Origin of the sequence: Brevundimonas sp. TWP2-1, from assembly GCF_049897645.1 — a bacterium.
Lineage (GTDB): Bacteria > Pseudomonadota > Alphaproteobacteria > Caulobacterales > Caulobacteraceae > Brevundimonas.
Window position 1 is genome coordinate 1,236,444 of the sequence record NZ_JAFCWR010000002.1, and the last position, 19,972, is coordinate 1,256,415.

General features: G+C 68.0%; 16 protein-coding genes. 12 read left to right on the forward strand and 4 right to left on the reverse strand.

What is annotated here, in order from left to right; genetic code table 11:
* Positions 1-50: 50 nt before the first annotated feature.
* From ACP7BH_RS16390 to ACP7BH_RS16400, 3 genes are all read right to left on the reverse strand, one after another.
* Positions 51-2,180: a prolyl oligopeptidase family serine peptidase gene (locus tag ACP7BH_RS16390; protein WP_425987092.1), complete on the reverse strand. Its 2,130-nt coding sequence runs from the start codon at positions 2,178-2,180 to the stop codon at positions 51-53.
* Between the two features lie 243 nt (positions 2,181-2,423).
* Positions 2,424-4,598, reverse strand: a complete 2,175-nt coding sequence (locus ACP7BH_RS16395; protein WP_425986930.1) for a prolyl oligopeptidase family serine peptidase — start codon at positions 4,596-4,598, stop codon at positions 2,424-2,426.
* A gap of 88 nt (positions 4,599-4,686) precedes the next feature.
* A complete protein-coding gene (locus tag ACP7BH_RS16400; protein ID WP_425986931.1) occupies positions 4,687-5,481 on the reverse strand; it encodes a potassium channel family protein in 795 nt (264 codons plus the stop codon).
* Between the two features lie 40 nt (positions 5,482-5,521).
* Between ACP7BH_RS16400 and dapF the strand changes: the two genes are divergently transcribed.
* The 5 genes from dapF (at position 5,522) to ACP7BH_RS16425 (ending at position 10,996) form a co-directional block, all read left to right on the forward strand.
* A complete protein-coding gene (dapF, locus tag ACP7BH_RS16405) occupies positions 5,522-6,352 on the forward strand; it encodes a diaminopimelate epimerase (protein WP_425986932.1) in 831 nt (276 codons plus the stop codon).
* Positions 6,353-6,561: 209 nt separating this feature from the next.
* Positions 6,562-8,892 (forward strand): NADP-dependent malic enzyme, encoded by a 2,331-nt coding sequence (locus ACP7BH_RS16410; protein WP_425986933.1) that lies wholly within the window; start codon positions 6,562-6,564, stop codon positions 8,890-8,892.
* Positions 8,889-9,761 carry a 16S rRNA (cytidine(1402)-2'-O)-methyltransferase gene (rsmI, locus tag ACP7BH_RS16415; protein WP_425986934.1) on the forward strand — a complete coding sequence of 291 codons (873 nt, stop codon included), beginning with the start codon at positions 8,889-8,891 and terminating at the stop codon, positions 9,759-9,761. The genes ACP7BH_RS16410 and rsmI overlap by 4 nt, the downstream gene beginning before the upstream one ends.
* Positions 9,758-10,168, forward strand: a complete 411-nt coding sequence (locus tag ACP7BH_RS16420) for a YraN family protein (RefSeq protein ID WP_425986935.1) — start codon at positions 9,758-9,760, stop codon at positions 10,166-10,168. The genes rsmI and ACP7BH_RS16420 overlap by 4 nt, the downstream gene beginning before the upstream one ends.
* Positions 10,169-10,180: 12 nt before the next feature.
* On the forward strand, positions 10,181-10,996 hold the full coding sequence (locus ACP7BH_RS16425) for a SirB1 family protein (protein ID WP_425986936.1): 816 nt from the start codon (positions 10,181-10,183) through the stop codon (positions 10,994-10,996).
* A gap of 169 nt (positions 10,997-11,165) precedes the next feature.
* Here the strand turns inward: ACP7BH_RS16425 and ACP7BH_RS16430 are convergent, their stop codons facing one another.
* Positions 11,166-12,419, reverse strand: coding sequence for a UbiH/UbiF/VisC/COQ6 family ubiquinone biosynthesis hydroxylase (locus ACP7BH_RS16430; RefSeq protein WP_425986937.1), 1,254 nt, complete (start codon positions 12,417-12,419; stop codon positions 11,166-11,168).
* Positions 12,420-12,549: 130 nt separating this feature from the next.
* Here ACP7BH_RS16430 and ACP7BH_RS16435 point away from each other — a divergent pair, with 130 nt between their 5' ends.
* The 7 genes from ACP7BH_RS16435 to truB all read left to right on the forward strand — a co-directional run bounded on the left by ACP7BH_RS16435 (position 12,550) and on the right by truB (position 19,942).
* Positions 12,550-13,641: an Acg family FMN-binding oxidoreductase gene (locus ACP7BH_RS16435; RefSeq protein WP_425986938.1), complete on the forward strand. Its 1,092-nt coding sequence runs from the start codon at positions 12,550-12,552 to the stop codon at positions 13,639-13,641.
* A gap of 91 nt (positions 13,642-13,732) precedes the next feature.
* Complete coding sequence (locus tag ACP7BH_RS16440) at positions 13,733-16,138, forward strand: DNA translocase FtsK (RefSeq protein WP_425986939.1); 2,406 nt, start codon at positions 13,733-13,735, stop codon at positions 16,136-16,138.
* A 342-nt stretch (positions 16,139-16,480) separates the two neighbouring features.
* Entirely contained in the window at positions 16,481-17,158 is a 678-nt protein-coding gene (locus ACP7BH_RS16445) for a LolA family protein (RefSeq protein WP_425986941.1), read from the forward strand.
* Positions 17,159-17,213: 55 nt separating this feature from the next.
* On the forward strand, positions 17,214-17,753 hold the full coding sequence (locus ACP7BH_RS16450; protein WP_425986942.1) for a hypothetical protein: 540 nt from the start codon (positions 17,214-17,216) through the stop codon (positions 17,751-17,753).
* Entirely contained in the window at positions 17,750-18,436 is a 687-nt protein-coding gene (locus ACP7BH_RS16455) for a DUF2459 domain-containing protein (RefSeq protein ID WP_425986943.1), read from the forward strand. Before ACP7BH_RS16450 ends, ACP7BH_RS16455 begins: the two co-directional genes overlap by 4 nt.
* Positions 18,437-18,501: 65 nt before the next feature.
* Positions 18,502-18,969, forward strand: a complete 468-nt coding sequence (rbfA, locus tag ACP7BH_RS16460) for a 30S ribosome-binding factor RbfA (protein WP_425986944.1) — start codon at positions 18,502-18,504, stop codon at positions 18,967-18,969.
* A gap of 43 nt (positions 18,970-19,012) precedes the next feature.
* Complete coding sequence (gene truB, locus ACP7BH_RS16465) at positions 19,013-19,942, forward strand: tRNA pseudouridine(55) synthase TruB (RefSeq protein WP_425986945.1); 930 nt, start codon at positions 19,013-19,015, stop codon at positions 19,940-19,942.
* The last annotated feature ends 30 nt before the right edge of the window (positions 19,943-19,972 follow it).

The following is a 19,972-nucleotide window of genomic DNA, read 5'->3' on the forward strand; positions in this document are numbered from 1 at the left end:
CAAGGACGGCTCAAGCAGCGCCAAGCGCGGTAGCCCAAAAGAAAAAGCCCTCAGTCCATCAGCTGTTGCGACAGATAGACATAGTGACGCGCCCAGCGGCGGGCGTTGGCGACCGGATCGGCGTCGTTGGAGTGGCCGCCGGCCGTGTCCTCGTAATAGAGATGGTCGTGACCCTGGTCGCCCAGGCGGGCCGCGAACTTGCGCGCATGGCCGGGGTGGACCCGGTCGTCGCGGGTATTGGTGGTCAGATAGACGCGCGGATAGGTCACGTCGGGCCGCAGCTGCTGATAGGCGGAATATTTTGCGATCCATGCCGCCTCTTCCGGGATGCGCGGGTCGCCATATTCACCGATCCACGAGGCGCCGGCCGGCAGCTCGTGATAGCGCAACATGTCCACCAGAGGGCTTTCGATCACAGCCGCATTGAACAGTTCGGGGTGTTGGGTGATCGACACGCTGGTCAGGACGCCGCCGTTCGAGCGGCCGTAGATGCCCAGGTGACGCGGGCTGGTGACGCCGCGCTGTTCCAGGTCGCGCGCCACGGCCGCGAAGTCGTCGAAAGCCTTCTGGCGATTTCCGTCCAGCGCCGCCTGGTGCCAGTCGGGACCGAACTCGCCGCCGCCACGAATGTTGGCCTGGACGAAGACCCCGCCCCGCTCTAGCCACAGCTTGCCCATCTCGGGCTTGTAAGCCGGGTTCAGACTGACCTGGAACCCGCCGTAGCCCAGCATGATGGTCGGGTTCGACCCGTCCAGCTTCATGTCGCGCGGACGGGTGATGAAATAGGGGATTTTGGTCCCGTCGGTGGAGGTCGCCTCATACTGCTCGGTCACGTCGCGCGAGGCGTCGAACTTGGCCGGCGCCGACTTCAGCGTTGTCAGGGTCGCCGCATCCGCATCGGCCAGGCTGAGGGTCGGCGGAACCAGGAAGCCCTGGGTCGAGACGAAGACCTCGCCGCGCGACTTGGACGAGTCGCCCAGGCCGACAGCGAGGTTGTCAGGGACCGTGATGGACGAAGCCGTCCACCCTTGGGCGGCGGGACGGAACTGCATCAGTCGCCCAGCCACATTGTCGGTGACGGCCGCCAAGATGGCGTCGGACAGGACGGCGACGCCTTGAAGCGCCTGACGCGCGGTCGGCTGGAAGACCACGGCGCTGTCTCGGCCGATCAGAATGTCGAGCCGCGTCTCGCCCAGCACCGCCAGCGGCAGGGCCAGCAATGAGCCTGCCGCATACTCCTGACCGTCGAAGCTCCACGCCTGATCCGGCGAAAAGACCAGGCGGCCGTCGATCACGCCCGAAATCCCGACCCGCTCCGGCAGGTTCAGCTTTTGCGCCTTGCCGTCATGGCCGAGGCTCCACGTCTCCGACCGGAAGGTGTCCAGCGGGCGGGTGATGATGACCGCGGTGACCTTGCCTTCCTTGTCCCGATAGACGGCAGGGCTGACGCCGTAGCCGCCGTCGCCCTGTTCGCCGCGATACACCTCGGTCGCCTGGGCCAGGGCCTGACCGCGCTTCAAGGTCTTGACGATGAAGGGATAGCCGGACTCGGTCATGGTGCCGGCGCCGAAATCGGTGGCGACCAGGAGCGTGTCGCGGTCCAGCCATTCGATGCGATGCTTGCCCTCGGGCAGGTTGAAACCGCCGTCCACGAACCGTTTCGTGGTCAGGTCGAACTCGCGCACGACCACCGCGTCCTTGCCGCCGTCGGACAGGTTGATCAGGCAGCGGGTTTCGTCGGGCGCCAGGCAGTCGGCGCCCTTGAACACCCAGTCCTCACCCTCGGCCTTGGAGAGGGCGTCGATGTCCAGCAGGGTCTCCCACTGGGGCGTGGCGGTGCGGTAGCTGTCCAGCGTCGTGCGGCGCCAGACGCCCTTGGGATTGGCTGCGTCCTGCCAGAAGTTGCCGATCCCGTCGCCGAGGAAGGATGGGCTGGGAATCCGGTCGGTGGCGGTCAGGATGGCTTCGGCTTCGGCCCGGAAGGTCTCGTAGCGCGCGTCGCCGGTCAGGACGGCGAGGGACTTGCGGTTCTCCTCGGCGACAAAGGCCATGGCCTCGGCCCCGTCCACCTGTTCCAGCGCCAGATGATCGTCGGCGGCTGCGACGCCGGCCGGGGTCAGGTTCTGAGGATAACCGGCCGGCGGCCCCATGCGCTCAGGATGCTCATCCGCCCGCCACATCGAGGATTGCGCCGGAGCTATGGTGCAAGCGCCCAGCAGAAGCGCCGGAATGGCAGCGGACAGGATCAGGTGACGCATGTCTAGAACTCCGCAAATCTGATCCTCCCCCGCATAGCGGGGGAGGGGGACCGCCGCAGGCGGTGGAGGGGGCTGGACCCAGAAAGGGTGCGGGGGTCGCCCCCTCCACCACTTCGTGGTCCCCCTCCCCCGTTCGCAAGCGCTCTCGGGGGAGGATTGATCGGTCTATTCCTGCGCCGGCGTGTCCATCAGGCGGCGCGACAGATAGGTGTATTCCAGCGCCAGACGACGCGCAGTCTCGCGCAGGTTGGCACCGGCCGCATGGCCGCCGTCGACGTTCTCGTAGAACAGGACCGGATAGCCCAGCTCTTCCAGACGCGCCGCCGCCTTGCGGGCATGGCCCGGATGGACGCGGTCGTCCTTGGTCGAGGTGTGGATGAAGACTTCAGGATAGGGCTGGCCGGCGCGCAGGTTCTGATAGGGCGAATATTGCTCGATCCAGGCGCGCTGTTCGGGGATGTCCGGGTTGCCGTATTCGCCGATCCACGAGGCGCCGGCCAGCAGCTTGTGGAAGCGCAGCATGTCGAACAGGGGCACCTGGATGACGGCCGCGTTGATCAGGTCCGGCCGCTGGGTCAGCATCGCCCCCATGAACAGGCCGCCTTGCGAGCCGCCCATGATGCCCAGCTTGGGCTGGCTGGTGATGTTGCGCTGGGTCAGGTCCAGAGCCACGGCCTGGAAGTCCTCGTGCGCGCGCTGGCGGTTCTGCTGCAGGGCCGCCTCGTGCCAGCGGGGGCCGAACTCGCCGCCGCCGCGCGTATTGGCGATGACATAGACCCCGCCACGCTCAAGCCACAGCTTGCCGACCGTCGCCGAATAGCCGGGCAGCAGCGAGCTTTCGAACCCGCCGTAGCCGTACAGCAGGGTCGGGTTCGACCCGTCCAGCGGCATGTCCGCCTTATGCACCACGAAATAGGGGATCATCGTCCCGTCGGCCGAGCGGGCCTCGTGCTGGTCCACCGTCATGCCGGCGGCATCGAACTTGGCCGGCATGGACTTGACCTGATCCACCGCACCGGTCGCCGCATCGGCCAGCCACAGGCTGGACGGGTTCAGATAGCCGGTGATGCTGACGAAGACGTTGTCGTCCTTCTCGGAGGCCGAGCCGATGCCGACCGAGACGTTCTGCGGAAGGTCCAGGGTCGTGTGCGCCCACTCACCGTCACCGGGAGTATAAACCCGCACCGAACCGCGCACATTGTCATACAGGGCCACGACCAGACGGTTGCGCGTGACGTTGACGCCCTCGATCGCCTGACGCTCGGTCGGACGCAGCACCAGCTGGGCCGGGGTCGCCTGATCGGCCAGCCAGGCCTCCAGCGGCCATGCGATCAGGTCGCCGGTCTTGAAATCCTGGGCCGACGGCGCGGTCCAGTCCTGTTTCAGCGACACCAGCAGCCGCCCGTCCACCAGACCGGTGATGTCGGACTTGGCCGGCAGTTGAAGCTGAGTCAGGGCGCCGTCGTCGGTCAGGCGCCAGGTCTCAGACGAATAGAAATCCACCGACCGGTTGATCAGGGTCGCCTTCACCACCCCGTCGGCGTCGCGCAGCGTATAGCCGGACACCGAGACGTCCGTCGGCTTGCCCGTGAACAGGGTCTCGGCCTGGTCCAGGCCCTGACCGCGCTTCAGGCGCTTGACCACCATCGGATAGCCAGAGTCGGTCAGGGTGCCGGGGCCGAAGTCGCGCGAGATCAGCAGGGTGTCCTTGTCGATCCAGGACGCGCCGCCTTTGGATTCCGGCAGGACGATGCCGCCCTCGACGAACTTGCGCTCGACGCTGTCGAACTCGCGCAGGGTCACCGCGTCCTTGCCGCCGTTCGACAGGCTGAGCAGGCAATAGCGTTCTTCGGGCGCCAGGCAAGTCGCGCCCTTGTAGACCCAGTTCTGGCCCTCGGCCGCCGCCAGGGCGTCGATGTCCAGGATGGTCTGCCACTCGGGCGTCGCAGTGCGATAGCTGTCCAGCGTGGTCCGGCGCCAGACGCCGCGCACGTGCTGGGCGTCCTGCCAGAAGTTGTCGATATGGCCGTCGTGGGTGAAGCCGGGCGAGGGGATGCGGTCCTGAGCCTGGACGATCTCCAGCGCCTGCTGGTGCAGCGGCTCATAGCGCGCATCGCCCTGCAGCACGGCGAAGGTGCGGTCGTTGTGGGCCTTGACCCATTCCATCGCCCGCTCGCCCTCGACCTCCTCCAGCCACAGATAGGGGTCGGTCGCGTCGCTGGTCGCAAAGGCGCCGGAAGCGTGGGCGGGAGAAGAGGCAGGGGTCTGGGCCATGGATACCGAGGTCAGGCTGGTGGAGGCGAGAAGGGCCGCGAGCGCGACGGCGGAAGAGCGGATCATGGACAGTCCCCGGAAAACGAAGCCGGCACCTTAGCGACGCCTTCCCGTGCGGCAAGCCGTGCGACCTTACCGTTTTGTCACACCGGCCTCAGTCCTCGTCTTCGATGCACAGCAGGTTGCCGCAGGCCTTGCAGTGGACCGCGTCCTGATCGTGGGTCTGAAGCCCGCAAGCCTCGCACGGATAGCGGACCTTGTGCGGCTTGATCAGGGCCTGGGCCAGACGCAGGAACAAGGTGATGCCCACCAGCATGATGGCGATGGACAACAGCTTGCCCAGCGATCCGGGCAGGGTCACGTCGCCGAACCCGGTCGTCGTCAGGGTCGCCACGGTGAAATACATGGCGTCGATATAGCCCGCGATCCCGTCATGCCCCAGGAAGGTCGCATAGACGAAACCCGTCGTGACGAAGACGAAGGTGACCAGGCTGGACAGGGCCCGCACGATCCCCTCGACCCGGGTGTCGTCGAACCGGGCCCCGATGGTGCGCCAGAAGAAGTCCGAGTTCAGCAGGGTCCACAGGCGCAGCATCCGCAGGAAGCCCAGGTTGAACAGCCAGATCGGGAATAGCAGGGTGGCCAGAATGAATAGGTCCAGCCAGACGATCGGCCGCTTCAGCCAGTCCCTGATGTCCGAATAGGCATAGGCCCGCGCCGCCAGATCGGCCGCCAGGGTCGCCGCCACCAGATAGTCCAGCGCATAGAAGGCCCATCCCATATTCTTCAGGATCGGCGAGGCCAGGAAGAAGGCGATGATGGCGAAGTCCACCGCGATCACCATCAGTCGGAACTTCACCGCCGCCGGCTGGCTGCCGTGATACAGATAACGCAACCGCGCCTTCAGCCGCAGGCCGTCGTCCTTGGGGTCGGTTTCGGTATGGGACACGCTGGTTTCCGGGACGCAGGGATGCGCCTATATGGCCTGCATGACCCGTCCTTTCGTCAAGATGAACGGCGCCGGCAATGACTTCGTCGTCGTCAATGCGCTGGAACAGCCGTTCGCTCCCACCGATGTGCAAATTCGCGCGCTGGGCGACCGTGAAACGGGCGAAGGGTTCGACCAGCTGATCGCCATCGAACCGTCCGCGACGGCCGATGCCTTCATGCGGGTGTGGAACGCCGACGGGTCAATGGTCGAGACCTGCGGCAACGCTCTGCGCTGCGTCGGCTGGCTGTTGATGCAGGCGAACGGCGCGGATCGCGTCGTCATCGATACGGCGGGCGGACCGACCACCGCGACCCGCGCCGGCGACCACCGCGTGACCGTGGACATGGGCAAGCCCCGGCTCGACTGGACCCAGGTGCCGTTAGCCGAGGAGATGGACACGCGCGGGATCGAGCTTCAGGTCGGGCCGATCGATGCGCCGATCCTGCACACGCCGGGCGCCGTCTCCATGGGCAATCCGCACGTGGTCTTCTTCACCGACCGCCAGGACGACGGCTTCGTCACCGGATCCGGCTCGCTGGTCGAGCATCACCCGCTGTTCCCGCAAGGGGTCAATGTCGGCTTCGCAAACGTGCTGGACCGCGACCACATCCGCCTACGGGTCTGGGAGCGCGGGGCAGGCCTGACGATGGCCTGCGGCACTGGCGCCTGCGCCGCCCTGGTCGCGACGGCCCGGCGAGGCATGACGGACCGCAAGGCGACCGTGGTCGTGGACGGCGGCGAACTGGTCATCGACTGGGATGCGCAGACCGATCATGTGCTGATGACCGGGCCCGTGGAAATCGAGCGCACGGGCCTGCTGTCGATCTGAAACAGGCCGTTTGCGGAAAACCGCACGCGGCTGTTCCGTCGGGTCACCTTTTTCGCACAGAGCCGGCGACGGCTGCGGGTTTGACGGCCTTCGCGTCCCGAAACTGTGGGATAAGGCGCGATAGCCCGTCTGCGGTTGTCCCTTACCGTCCGCCGCTTTAGGAACAGACGAGCCAATCAGAAACGACGCGCCCGGAAACGCCCAAAGTCATGCCCGATCAAACCGAAAAACAGACCTTCTCCGACCAAGAGGCCCTGGATTTCCACCGCATCCCCACGCCGGGCAAGATCTCCATGGCGCCGACCAAGCCGATGGCGACCCAGCGCGACCTGTCGCTGGCCTATTCCCCGGGCGTGGCCGTGCCTGTGCTGGCGATCGCCGCCGATGCCGACAAGGCCTACGACTATACGGCCAAGGGCAATCTGGTCGCCGTCATCTCGAACGGCACGGCCATCCTGGGCCTGGGCAACCTGGGCCACATGGCCTCCAAGCCGGTGATGGAAGGCAAGTCGGTCCTGTTCAAGCGGTTCGCCGACGTCGACAGCTTCGACGTCGAGGTGAAGACCACCGATCCGGACGAGTTCATCACCGTCGTCAAGAACATCGGCGACACCTGGGGCGGCATCAATCTGGAGGACATCAAGTCCCCGGAATGTTTCGTCATCGAAAGCGAGCTTCAGGACCTGCTGGACATCCCCGTCTTCCATGACGACCAGCACGGCACGGCCATCATCTCGACCGCCGGCCTGATCAACGCCTGCCATGTCGCGGGCAAGAAGCTGGACGAGGTCAAGGTGGTGCTGGCCGGCGCCGGCGCGGCGGGTCTGTCGTCCATCGCCCTGATGAAGGCGGCGGGCGTCAAGGCCGAGAACACCGTGATCTGCGACCGCGACGGCGTGGTCTATCAGGGCCGCGAATACGGCATGGACCAGTGGAAGGCCGCCCATGCGACCGACACCCCGCTGCGCACTTTAGCCGAGGCCATGGTCGGCGCCGACGTGGTGCTGGGCCTGTCGGCCAAGGGCGCGATCACCAAGGAGATGGTGGCGTCGATGGCCCCCAATCCGATCATCTTCGCCATGGCCAACCCCGATCCCGAGATCACGCCCGAAGACGTCCAGTCGGTGCGGTCGGACGCCATCATCGCCACCGGCCGCTCGGACTATGTGAACCAGGTCAACAACGTCCTGGCCTTCCCGTATCTGTTCCGGGGCGCCCTGGACGTGCGCGCGCGTCGCGTGAACCACGAGATGAAGATCGCCTGCGCCCAGGCCCTGGCCGCCTTGGCACGCGAGGATGTGCCGGACGAGGTCGCCGCCGCCTATCGCGGGCGCAAGCTGAAGTTCGGCCCGGACTACATCATTCCGACGCCGTTCGATCCGCGCCTGATCTGGTACATCCCGCCCTTCATCGCCCAGGCGGCGATGGATACCGGCGTGGCCCGCGTCCAGATCGAGGACATGGACGCCTATCGCAACGCCCTGCGTTCGCGCGTCGATCCGTCCGCCGCCCTGATGCAGAAGATCAGCTCGGCCGTGCGCGGCGGGCCCAACAAGCGCGTCGTCTTCGCCGAGGGCGAGGAGCCCGCCGTCATTCGCGCCGCCTGGGGCTTCAAACAGGCCGACCTGGGCACGCCGCTTCTGGTCGGGCGTGAGGATTTGATCCGTCAGAACGCCGCCGAGGCGGGTCTGAACTTCGACGAGCTGGGCATCGAGATCATCAACGCCCGCGTCTCGGACCACAATGTCGAGGACACCGACTGGCTGTACGAAAAGCTGCAGCGCCGGGGCTATCTGCGCCGCGACGTGCAGCGGATGATCAACCAGGACCGCAACTATTTCGCTGCCACCCTGGTCGCCAAGGGCCGGGCCGACGCCATGGTCGCGGGCGTGACCCGCAACTTCAATATGGCGCTGAAGGAGGTCCAGCGCGTGCTGGACGTCGAGGACACCCTGATCGGCCTGTCGATCCTGCTGGCTAAGGGCCGGACCCTGTTCGTCGCCGACACCACCATTCACGAACTGCCCAACGCGGAGGAACTGGCCGACATCGCCGTCAAGGCGGCCGAGACGGTGCGCAGGCTGGGCCGCAATCCGCGCGTGGCCTTCCTGTCCTATTCCACCTTCGGCAACCCGCCCGGCGACCGCGCCGAAAAGGTCCGCGAGGCGATCCGCATCCTGGACAAGAAGGGCGTCGATTTCGAATACGAGGGCGAAATGCCGCCGGAGGTCGCCCTGGATCCCAAGGGTCACCCGGCCTACGCCTTCAACCGCCTGACCAAGCCCGCCAACATCCTGGTCATGCCCGCCATCCATTCGGCCGCCATCTCGACCAAACTGGTTCAGGCCCTGGGCGGCGCGACCGTGATCGGCCCGCTGCTGGTCGGTCTGGAGAAGCCGGTTCAGATCGTGTCCCTGGGCGCCTCGGTCAGCGAGATCATCACCGCCGCCACCTTCGCCGCCTATGACGCCGGTCCCGCCTTCCAGGGGTCGGGCCTGACCTCGGCGCCGCGCCCGCCGGCGGCCGTGGTCGAGCGTTGAGCGAACTTTCGCCCTTTCCACCCGCCGCCCCGCCGCCCCGGCGGGTGGAGTCGGGCCTGTATCTGGTCGCCACCCCGATCGGGAACCTGCGCGACATGACGCTGAGGGCGCTGGACGTGCTGGCCGCCGCCGACCTGGTGCTGGCCGAGGACACCCGCGTCACCGCCAAACTGCTGGCGGCCTATGGGCTGAAGGCCAGGCTGGAACGCTGCGACGACCATGCGTCCGGCCGCGCCGCCGAACAGGCCGTCGAACGCCTGCGCGAGGGCCAGGTCGTGGCCCTGGTGTCGGACGCGGGCACGCCCCTGGTCAGCGATCCCGGTTTCGTCGTCGCCCGCGCGGTGATCGCCGAGGGCTTGCCTGTCCATCCGATCCCCGGCCCGTCCAGCCTGCTGGCGGCCCTGTGCATCGCCGGCCTGCCCGCCGACCGGGTGCTGTTCGCCGGCTTCCTGCCGCCCAAGACGGCGGGTCGCACCGCCGCGCTGGAAGGCCTGAAGGGTCAGCGCCAGACCCTGGTCTTCTTCGAAAGCGGGCCGCGTCTGAGGGACAGCCTGACCGACATGGCCGCCGTGCTGGGTCCGCGCCCCGCCGCCGTCGCCCGAGAGCTGACCAAACTCTATGAAGAGTGTGTGCGCGGGACGCTGGATGCGCTGGCGGTCGATCCGCGCCTGGACGGCCCCAAGGGCGAGATCGTGGTGGTCGTCGGCCCCGGCGAAGAGGTTCAGGCGACCGAAGCCGACGCGGACGCCGCCCTGATCGACGCCCTGCAGACCCTGTCGACCGGCGACGCCGCCTCGGAGGTCGCCAAGGCCCTGGGGCTGAACCGCAAGACCCTCTATCGCCGCGCGCTGGAGCTGAAGGGCAAGTGAAACGCCTGCCTCGGCCCGCGCCGGTCCGTCGCCCCAAGGCGGCGTGGCGTCAGGCGAAGGGCGGGGCGGCGTTCAAGGCCGGTCACGCCGCCGAATGGATCGCTGCGTTCTGGCTGATGCTGCGCGGCTATCGCGTCCTGGGCTTTCGGCTCAAGAGCCGGGCCGGCGAGATCGACCTGCTGGTCTGTCGCGGCCGTGTGCTGGCCGTGGTCGAGGTCAAGCGCCGCGCGACCATCGAGGCGGCGATGCTCGCGCTGAAACCCGACCAGCACGACCGGCTGATCGCGGCGGGCGAGGCCATCCGGCGCAATCGTCCCGGCCTGCAACGTCTTGATTTGAGAATTGATATGGTGGCGCTGGCTCCCTGGCGCGTTCCACGTCATCTTCGCGGCGTCGAAAGGCGCTGACGAAGGGATCGCATGACGCGCGAGGAGGCCGAGGCCATCCTGACCGCGGCCGGTCAGGCCGAGGACGACGCCTTCCCCCTGCTGGAGGCTGCGATCGCCTGCGCCATTCACGACCAACCCCTGCGTGATCCCGAGCCTGTGCGCGCCCTCGCCCGCAACGCCTGCGCGCGATTGAAGGAACGGATCGGCGGCGAAAGCCCCGACGAGGCCCTGTCCGAGACCCTGTGCGCGGACCTTCGGCTGAACGGCGACCTGATCCATTTCGATCATCCCGGAAACACCGACATCATCGCGGTGGCCGAGCGGCGGCGCGGCCTGTCCGCCGCCCTGGCCGTCTTCTATCTGCATGCGGCGCGCGAAGCCGGTATCACGGCGGCGGGCGTGGACTTCCCCGGCCATTTCATGATCCGCGTCGAGACGCCGGAGGGGCCGGTGGCGCTGGACCCGTTCAGCCAGGGCCGGCTGATCCTGCCCAGCGAACTGACCCGCCGTGCGCTTCGCGCCGGGCTGATGCCGCATGTCGCGGATCGGCTGGACATCCTGATGGCGCCGGTGACGGATCGACAGTCCCTGATCCGGCTGCAGAACGTGCTGTTCAGCCGCGCCATTCGCGGCCGGGACTATGAGGCCGCCGAACGCTCGGCCCTGCGCCGCGCCCTGCTGGACCCCGAGGACCACCGCCCCTGGCTCGACGTCGCCTCGGCGCGCGAGAAGCAGGGCGCGCTGGCCGGCTCGCTGCAAGCCCTGTCGCGCGCCCACGGCCTGGACGGGGTCGAGGAAGCGCGGCGGTTCACGACGTTCGAACGCGTGCGGATGCAGTTGAATTGACACCTCTCCCTCCCCGTCCGGGGAGGGTCGTCGCGCCAGCGACGGGGTGGGGGCGGCCCGCAGGGACGCACTTGCCTGAAACAAGGCAGGTCGTGGGACGTGGCCTTGCCGCCCCCACCCGACCTCGCTTCGCTCGGCCACCCTCCCCGCTCCGGGTAGGGAGAGGCGCTCAGACGGCTTCACCTTTTAGAAGTTTCGGCAGGTCGCCCGTCGCGCCGCCGGCCTCCTGCATGAAGGCGCGGCGCAACGGCCCGATCCGGTTGACCGCCGCCATGCCCAGATCGCGCGCCAGACGCACCGGCGCGATGTCGTTGGAGAACAGGCGCACGAAGGCGTCGAAGCCCGCCGCCAGGGCCGCATTGTCGAACCGGCGCCAACGGGCGTAGCGTTCCAGCACCGTCTCGGCGCCCAGGTCTTCGCCCAGGCGCGCAGCCTCGGCCAGCACCTCGGCCAGGGCGGCGGCGTCCTTCAGGCCCATATTTAGCCCCTGGCCCGCGACGGGGTGGACGCCATGCGCCGCATCTCCGATCAGGGCGATGCGCGGGGCGATCAGTTTCTCGGCCAGGCTGAGCGCCAGCGGGTAGACGAAGCGCGGCCCCTCGACCGTCGCCCCATCCAGAAACTCTCCGAACCGGCGCATCAGATGGGCGTGGAAAGCTTCATCCGACGCGTCGCGCAGGGCCTCGCCCCGCCGCGTCGTCTCGGTCCAGACCAGGCTGGCGCGCTGATCGGTCAGGGGCAGGATGGCGAAGGGGCCGCTGGGCAGGAAATATTCGTGGGCGATGTTGCCGTGGTCGCGGCCCAGCCGGACCGTGGCCACGACCCCGCTCTGGCCATAGCCCCAGCCGACGGTCTCGATCCCGGCGGCGCGACGCACGGTCGAGCCTCGCCCCTCGGCGCCGACGACCAGCGGGGCGATCAGTGTCGATCCGTCGGCCAGGGTCACGGTCGCCTTGCCCGCATCGGTCTGGACCCTGGCGACGGTCGCCGGCGCACGGACCTCGATCCCCGCCCGCGTGACGGCCTCGGCTAAAGCGACGCGGATGCGGCGGTTCTCGACCATATATCCCAGCGGCTCGCCCCCGGTGCGGCCGCCGATCTCGTCGGCGTCGAAGCGCAGGAAGGCCGGCGAGGCCTTGCGGCTGGCGGCGCCCGGCCGCCTGCCGTCCGTCACCAGAATATGGTCCATCCGACAGGCGTGGGGACGTAAGGCCTCTCCCAGACCCAGGGCGTCAAGCATGCGGAAGGTCGAGAAGGCCACGGCCGTCGAACGTCCGTCGAAGGTCGGCGCCATCTGGGCGCTGAACGGCTGCGGATCGACCATGACGACCTTCAACCCGCCCTGCGCCGCCGCCAGGGCGAACGCCGCCCCGGTCAGCCCCGCGCCGGCGATGACGATGTCGTAGCGTTCGGTGTCGGCCATGACAGGCTTGTCGCGCCCGAAGACCAAAACGTCCAGACGGGAAATCGTCACAGCGCCGCCGGCCCTTTGACCGAGGTCAAAGCTTTCACTGGACGACGGCCGCACGGTCGTAGGGAGCAGGAGACTTACGGTGAACAGGCGACGGATTCTGATCGGCGCGGGCGCCACGCTGGCCTTGGGCGCGGCAGGCGGCGTCGGTTGGCGGGCGTCGACCGGATCGCTCGGCGACTACGACCTTCTGACGGCCCGGTTTCGCGCGCCCCTGACAGACGCGCCGGCCCTGACCGAACTTATCCGCTACGCCGCTCTGGCGGCCAGTGGTCACAACACCCAGCCATGGCGTTTTCGCCTGTCCAACGGGGTCGTCGATATCCTGCCCGACCTGTCGCGTCGAACACCGGCGGTCGATCCCGACGATCATCACCTGTACGTCAGCCTGGGCTGTGCGGCCGAGAATTTGCGGATCGCCGCCGGTGCGACCGGCCGCCCCGGCGAACTGACCGTCGGCCCCGATGGACGCAGCCTGCGCTACAGCTTCACCTCCGGAAGCGCCCAGCCCGATCCCCTGTTCGCCGCCATTCCGGCTCGACGTTCCAGCCGGACCGTCTATGACGGCCGCCTTATACCGGCGAACGCGCTGGCCCAACTGCGTCAGGCGGCTGCGGCGCCCGGCGTCGCCGTTCATCTTCTGACCGACCGAACCAGTCTGGACCGCGTCCGCGAACTGGTCGTCGCCGGCAACACCGCCCAGATGGCCGACCCCGCCTTCATGGCCGAACTGAAACATTGGCTGCGCTTCAATCCCCGCGCGGCCCTGCGCCAAGGCGACGGCCTGTTTTCGGCGGCCAGCGGCAGTCCCATCCTGCCCGACGGCCTGGGCCGACTCGCCTTCGACCGCTTCTTCACCGCCGCGAGTGAAAACGCCCGTTATGAGGCCGAGATCGCCTCATCCGCCGCCGTGGCCGTCTTCGTGGCGGAACGATCCGATCCGGCCCATTGGATCGCGGTCGGTCGGGCCTGCCAGCGGTTGATGCTGGCCGCGACAGGCTTGGGTCTAAGTCATGCCTTCGTCAATCAACCGGTCGAAGTCGCGGCCCTCCGCCCGGAGCTGGCCGCCTTGGTCGGGGAGGGCGATAAACGCCCGGACCTGTTGCTGCGGCTCGGCTATGGCTCGACCCTGCCTCTGTCCCCGCGTCGCTCCGTCGGGACCGTGATCATCTGACGGCGTCGGCCGGGCTGGTAAACAGGCTCTTAACCCTGAGGATGCGACAAGGACGGCCGAACGTCAGCCGCCCGGAACGTCACGCCTTTCCATGTCCACCGCCCTCGCCATCAGCCGTCAGGCCTGGATCAGCGCCCGCATCCTGTGGGACGCGCCCTTTGTGGTGCGGTTCAGGGGGGTGTTGCAGGCCTTGCTGGCGACCCTGCTGCTGGTCGCCCTGGTGTCGTGGAATCCGGCGGACGCCAGTCTGAACGCGGCCTCCAGCCTGCCGACCACCAACTGGCTGGGGGCGAACGGCGCCCTGTTCGCCGATCTGTTCATGCAGTCGCTGGGCCTCGCCGCCTGGCCCGCCGCCCTGCTTCTGGGCGCCTTCGGCTTGGCCCGCGCGGTCGGCGATGCGATCCAGCAACGCCTGAAGCCCTCGCCGCTGAAAGCCTTCGCCGCGACCGGCGGGGTGCTGTTGCTGTCCAGCGCTCTGGCTGCGCTGGCCGCGCCTGCCGCCTGGCCTCTGGCCGCCGGCCTCGGCGGTCTGTGGGGCGATGCGGTCACGGGTCTGGCGGCGCGCGGGATCGGCGCCCTGCATATTCCGGGCGGGCGGATCATCGCCGGCGTCATCTTCCTGATTGTCGGCCTATGGCTGGTCGGTTTCGCCATCGGCCTGCGCGCCATGGACTTCATCGACGCCCTGCATTGGGGCAAGTCTTTGCGCCCGGCCGCCGCACCCCGCACTGCGGCCCAGCCTGCCCGCGAAAAAGCGCCGGCCAGGGCCCGCACGCCCCGCGCTGCGCCCCCGCCCGAGGAGGCTTCGCAAGCCGCGCCCGCAGATGCGCCCCAGACCGCCTATGACGACCTGCCGCCGTGGGAAGACGACGCCGTCCAGCCCGCGCCGCGCCCATCGGTCGCCCGCCCGGTCGAGCCGCGCGTCGCCGCGGTCAAGGCGCCCAAGGCCCGCAAGGACGACGTGGACCAGCAGGCCTTCGACTTCGTGCGGCCCGAGGGCGATTTCGACCTGCCGCCGCTGGGCATACTGACCAAGCCCCCCCAGCGCGTGGGGGCGGTCGACGAGGATTCGCTGAAGCAGAACGCCAAGATGCTCGAAGGCGTCTTGCAGGAGTTCGGCGTGCGCGGCGTGATCGACCAGATCCGCCCCGGCCCGGTCGTCACCCTGTACGAACTGGTTCCCGCCCCCGGCGTGAAACACGGCCGGGTCGTGGCCCTGGCCGACGATATCGCCCGTTCCATGTCCGCACGCGCCTGCCGCATCTCGGTGGTTCAGGGGCGCAACGCCATCGGCATCGAACTGCCCAACGCCAAGCGCGAGACCGTTTATCTGCGCGACCTGCTGTCCAGCGCCGAATACGACAAGAAGGGCCATCTGCTGCCCCTGGCTTTGGGCGAAACCATCGGCGGCGAGCCCTATGTCGCTGACCTGGCGCGCATGCCCCACCTGCTGATCGCGGGCACCACCGGCTCGGGCAAGTCGGTGGGGGTCAACGCCATGATCCTGTCGATCCTGTATCGCCACAGCCCGGCCGAATGCCGCTTCATCATGATCGACCCGAAGATGCTGGAGCTGTCGGTCTATGACGGCATCCCGCACCTGCTGGCGCCGGTCGTCACCGATCCGAAGAAGGCCGTCGTCGCCCTGAAATGGACGGTGCGCGAGATGGAGGATCGGTATCGCCGCATGTCCAAACTGGGCGTACGCAACATCGCGTCTTACAACGAACGCGCCCGCGAGGCTCAGGCCAAGGGCGAGCATTTCGAGCGCACTGTCCAGACCGGCTTCGACGACCAGGGCCGCCCGGTCTACGAGTCCGAGAAGATCCGGCCCGAGCCCCTGCCCTTCCTGGTCGTGGTCATGGACGAGATGGCCGACCTGATGCTGGTCGCCGGCAAGGACGTCGAAGGCGCGGTCCAGCGCCTGGCCCAGATGGCCCGCGCCGCCGGCATCCACCTGATCATGGCGACGCAACGCCCGTCGGTCGATGTCATCACCGGCACCATCAAGGCCAACTTCCCGACCCGGATCAGCTTCCAGGTCACGTCCAAGATCGACAGCCGCACCATCCTGGGCGAACAAGGCGGCGAGCAGCTGCTGGGTCAGGGAGACATGCTCTATATGGCGGGCGGTGGGCGCATCACCCGCCTGCACGGCCCGTTCGTCGACGACAAGGAAGTCGAGGACGTCTGCAAACACCTGAAGGCCCAAGCCGAGCCCGACTATCTGGACCTGATCACCGACGAACCGGACGGCGACAGCGACGGCGCCGTGGACGAAGGCGGCGGCGGATCTGGCGACGATCTGTATGATCGCGCGGTCGCCGTGGTCACCCGCGACCGCAAGGCCTCGACCAGCTACGTCCAGCGCCGGCTCCAGATCGGCTACAACCGCGCCGCCTCCCTGATCGAGCGGATGGAGCAGGAGGGCGTGGTCAGCCCCGCCAACCACGCCGGCAAGCGCGACGTCCTGGCCGGTCCGCCGCCGATGGTGTGAGAACACCCGTCTCCTCCCTGCTTTGCGGGGAGGTGGCGCGGCGCGGCGCGGCTTCGCGCCGTGACGGAGGGGTTCTGCGAACCATCACAGGTGCATGTGGGACTTCAAGAACCCCTCCACCGCTTCGCGGTCCCCCTCCCCATCGAGATGGGGAGGAGACGCCATGCAACCCTCCTCCCCAATGTCCGTTCTCCACCCCGCTATCTCTCCCAAGCTTCAGCATTTCGATGAACAGGGCTTCATCGCAGCGCCGGAATATGGTCAGGCTCGCGTCATTCCGACGCCAAGCCGACCGGGCAAGACGGCAGGATCGACAACCATCCCGAACGGGAGACGGACTTCATGACCTCCAAGACGCTCGCCATCGCTCAGACCGACCTTCAGCGCCGCAGCCTGCTGCTGGGCGCAGGACTTCTGACCGGGTTCGCCGCTCTGGGCGTGTTCGACGCCGCCCAGGCCCAATCCAACCTGTCGTCGGCCGACCGCTCGGTGGTTCAACAGGCGCAGGGCTATCTGCAGGCCCTGACCTCGGCGCAGGGCACGTTCACCGAGACGGGACCCAACGGCCAGACCCGTCAGGGGCGATTCTATTTGCAGCGTCCCGGCAAAATGCGGTTCGAATACACCAACCCGGCCGGGCTGCTGGTGGTGTCGGACGGCTATAACGTCAAACGCTACGACCCCCGCCTGAACACCTTCCAGCAAGTGCCGCTGGGCCGTACGCCGCTGTCCACCTTCCTGGCGCGCAACGTCCGGCTGGACCAGGGCGTCCGCATCGAGCGCGTGACGCGGATGGCGTCCGGCGCCTTCGCGATCACGGCGCGCGACGCCAACCGTCCGAACGACGGACAGGTGATCCTGGCCTTTGCGGGCAATCCGATGCGCCTACAGGAATGGACCATCACCGATCCGCAAGGGGCGCGCACCCGCACCCAGCTGACGTCGCTGCAACCGGCATCGAACCTGTCGGCGCGACTGTTCCAGCTGACCGACCCGACGCGTCGCCCCGGCCGAAACTAAAAGGCCCGAGGGACGGGTGACCATTCCTCAACCCCTGTTCCCCTAGACTGGCCGCATGAGCGCGACCGCCCCGCCATCGCTGAAATGGATCGTGGCGGTCGGCTTCGGCGCCTTCGCCCTGTTCATGCTCGGCGCGCTGGTGGTGGAGCCGGCGGTCCATGGCCTGATCGAACCGGCGGATGATCCCGCGCCGCATCCCCCGTCCGGCAGGGTCGAGGTTGGGGACGCGGTACTGGCTGGCAGATACGCCACGGCCGGATCGATACTGGTGGTTGAAATCGAGGGCGGCGCGCTTTCGACCGGCACGGGCGGGACGCTGAAGTCTGAGCCGCATCGACTGGTCCCGGCCGATCAGCAGGCCAGCGTCTCCACCCTCTTCGCCGACGCCATGACCGTGCCGACCCAGGCGCAGATCGAGATCCGTCGCGTGACGGCCGAAGACGACACCCGGCTTTGCGCGGGTCATCCCGTCGGCTGGCTGGCGCTGGCGGTGCGGCGCGACGGTTTCATCATGATGCCGGTCCGACAGGGACCGCCGCCCGGCGCCCTGACGCCCGACGATCGGCTGTGCGCGGTGCTGGACCTGAGCCGATGATACGGGGGCTGTTGCTGGCCGCTCTGATCGGGGCGGTCGCGGCGCTTCTGACCTGGACGAAGCCGGGCGATGCGACACCCACCGGCGCGCCGGACACCCTTGTCGTTCAGGTGCTCGACAACGGATTTCATACCGATCTGGCCGTGCCGCGCTGGGCGCTGGAGCGACGCGGCGGCCCTCTGGCGCGCGCCGTCGCCGGGCTGGCGCCCGGCGACTGGATCCTGATCGGTTGGGGCGATGCGAAATTCTATGTGGATCAGAGCCCCATTTCGGATCGCCTGCCAGACGGCGCGCGCGCCTTCTTGCATCCCCGAAACCGGTCGGTCCTGATGCTGGACCCGCGTAGCGTCGATCCGCGTCTGACTTATGGGGAAGACAGCGCCACCCTGACCCTGACGCGCGCCCGGTTCGACCGCCTAGCCGCGCGCGTGGAGGCGTCGCTGGACCTGTCGGACGGCGCACCCCGCATCGCCGCCGCCCGCCCCGGCGACGATGCGCGCTTCTTCGCCAGCCGCGAGACCTTCTCCATCCTGCATCTGTGCAACCACTGGACGGCGGCCGTGCTGAACGCCGGCGGGGTTCCTGTCCGCCCGGTCCAGTCGATCACCTCGGCCGAGGTGATGCGGTCGGTGCGGGCGGCCGAACAGGAGCGAAAACTGGACATGAGGCCGTCGCGAGACTAGACCGCCCGACTTTCGCTTATCCGGCCGGGTCCGAGCCCCGGCGGGCGAACAAGAAGGAGAGGCCGATGGCCCACAAGCAATTTACCCGCAGTTCCTCCACATCTAGCCCGGCAGGAAAAGCGCCCAGCCAGCGCCAGCTGCGCGCCGGCGAGCTGATCCGTCACGCCCTGGTCGACATCCTGCGCGAGGAGGATATCCGCGACGAAGCCCTGGCCGACGTGTCCATCACCGTGACCGAGGTTCGCCTGTCGCCGGACCTGAAGCACGCCACCTGTTTCGTCGAGCCCCTGGGCGCCGGCGTCGAGGCCGCTGCGACCAACGGCCATGAGAGCGAGATCATCAAGGCCCTGAACGTCCACGCCAAGTTCATCCGCGGCCAGCTGGGCCGGCGCCTGGACATGAAGTTCACGCCCGACCTGAAGTTCCGCCACGACGAAAGCTTCGGCGCCGCCAACCACATGGACAAGCTGTTCGCCGACCCGCGCATCCAGGCCGACCTGGCGGCACGCGACGACGAAGGGGACGACGCTTGATTGAGCGGTCTCAAGCAGCGCGAAGCGCGATAGGCCAAGCATAATGGCCCGCAAGAAGAAGGGCGATATCATCGACGGCTGGGTCTGCCTGGACAAGCCGTTCGAGATGGGGTCGACGGAAGCCGTCAGCCGCATCCGCCGCCTGTTCAACGCCCAGAAGGCCGGTCATGCCGGGACGTTGGACCCGCTGGCCAGCGGCATCCTGCCCATCGCCCTGGGCGAGGCGACCAAGACCGTGCCGATGATGATGGACGCGCAGAAGGTCTATCGCTTCACCATCAACTGGGGCGTCTCGACCGACAGCGTGGACCGCGAGGGCGAGATCATCGGCCGTTCCGACGTGCGACCCACGGTCGAGGCGGTGAAGGCGGCGCTGCCGGCCTTCGTCGGCGAGATCGACCAGACCCCGCCCCGCTTCTCGGCGATCAAGGTGGACGGCGCCCGCGCCTATGACCTGGCCCGCGATGGGGTGGAGTTCGAACTTCAGTCGCGCCGCGTGACCATCCATTCGGCCGAGGTCAGCGATGCGCCGGACGCCGATCACGTGGAGCTGACCATCCGCACCGGCAAGGGCGTCTATGTCCGGTCGCTGGCGCGCGACCTGGCCGTTGTGCTGGGCGCCGAGGGTCATGTGTCGGCCCTGCGGCGCGAGCTGGTCGGGCCGTTCAGCACGCAAAACGCCGTCACTCTGGATTCTCTGGAGGAAATGGTGCATAGGGGCGCCGCCTCGGAAGGCTTGCTTGCCGTTGCGACCGCTCTGGACGACATCCCGGAGCTGGCCGTGACGGAACAGGACGCCTTCTCGCTTCGGCAGGGACGCCCGATCGTTCTGCTCCCCCGTCAGGTGGAAACCCTCAAGGATCGTCTTCGCGACGGTTCGCGCACGGTTTCAGCCTTTCAGGGCCAGACCCTCGTCGCACTCTGTCAGTTGCGGGCCGGCCGGTTAGAACCCGACCGCGTTTTCAACCTCTAGGCCCGCGCCATCCGGCAAGGGCCGAGACCT